The following is a 1532-nucleotide window of genomic DNA, read 5'->3' as shown; positions in this document are numbered from 1 at the left end:
CGTTGAACCGCTCAACCCTCCCGCCACGGCCAGTGAGGCACCGCTGACGACATCTGACCATTTGTCAGTTGGAGCCGTCAGGGTATTCGAAACAGCTTTCTGTGGTTGAGTTACCGACGAAAGTTGACTGCGGAATGACTGGGGGGACGGCAGGGGGGCACCCGACACTGCGGCGCCCGAAGTGAGTTGTGGGGCATTGCCGGGCAGGTTTGACCGCGATGCCTTATCACTCGCCACAGATCGGCCCTGTCTCTCTCTCACTCTCATATTGACCACTCCGTCATCTCGCAGGTCAGGAGTGTCATGAAGCGACTCCCTGAGACTCTGTCAGGGCGACATCGAGTTCGAAAAAGCTCGGCATGGCAGCCGGTGGAATCTCTTTTCGTCCGATTTCGGCGCTAACCTGCGGGGGATTGCCCTGGAGATGGGCAACCAGGACCGTCTTGATGATGCCTTGATAACGGCCATCCTGCACAATCACCGCCTTGATTCTTGAGGCGAGGGGAGCCACCACCCCGTAGGACAGCAGAACGCCCAGAAATGTTCCGACGAGTGCCCCGGAAATCATCTCGCCCAGAATGGCAGGAGGTTTGCTGATTGAGGCCATGGTTTTAATCACGCCAAGCACCGCGGCGACGATACCCAGCGCAGGCAGGGCATCAGCAATACTCGTCAGACACTCTGAGATATGTAGTTTCTCGGCCTGATTTTTGCGAAGCTCGCGGGCCATGACGTCGTCAAGCTGGTAGGCGTCCTCGAGATTGAGACTCACCAGGCGCAGATAATCGCAAATAAGATCGCGGGTTTCCGTATCGTCACGGACCTTTGGAGAGAGCGCGAAGATACCACTGTCTTGCGGATTTTCTACGTGCTCCTCGAGCGCCATCGCCCCTTTGGCTTGAGCGAGACGGGTCAGGCGAAAGAGAACAACCAGAAGATCCACATAGGCGGCCTTATCATATTGCGGCCCTTTGAGCGCAAGCTTGAAGTTGTGCGGCAGTTCTTTGAGGGCACCTATGGAATTCGACATAACAAAAATGCCAAGCGCCGAACCTAGAATTGTAATCAGTTCAAAGGGCATGGATGCGAGCAGTGGCCCCATTACACCGCCTGATGCAGCGAATGAGCCGAAAACACACAGAAGGGAAAAGACAAGCCCCCCGATAAAAAGCATTTTTGAATTCCGTTTCTTATTCGAGGCTGAATGTTGAAAGGTATCTGGTGCGATGTCGGAGGATGCTAAGGGTTTGGAGAAGAGGCACTGTGCCCAGCCTGTGGCATGATCTTAGGCGAACCAGGACTATTATCCACGGGTTTTTCGTGCTCGCCTGTCAGAGTGCCTGATCCGGCCTCCAACTGATCTATATCGGGATGCAAGCGATGCATGATGATAACGACCCGGCGGTTCGCTGCGGCTGACGGTATTGCCGGGTCAGCAAGTTCCCGATCTGCGCCACCTGATACGTCCAGGATCTTGGGGTCGGGATATCCCGACTTGACGAGAATTTCGCGTGACTGATCGGCTCTCAAGG

The 1532-nt window shown here is 55.4% G+C and carries 1 protein-coding gene; it reads right to left on the bottom strand.

Annotation, left to right across the window (positions count from 1 at the left end; all coding sequences use genetic code 11):
• Positions 1-301: 301 nt before the first annotated feature.
• Entirely contained in the window at positions 302-1174 is an 873-nt protein-coding gene (motA, locus tag P792_RS35520; protein ID WP_023980041.1) for a flagellar motor stator protein MotA, read from the bottom strand.
• Between the last annotated feature and the right edge of the window lie 358 nt (positions 1175-1532).

This window comes from Asaia sp. SF2.1, assembly GCF_000505765.1.
Taxonomy (GTDB): Bacteria; Pseudomonadota; Alphaproteobacteria; order Acetobacterales; family Acetobacteraceae; genus Asaia; species Asaia bogorensis.
The sequence above is the reverse complement of the archived record's forward strand: the minus strand, read 5'-3'. Positions and strand labels throughout refer to the sequence as shown.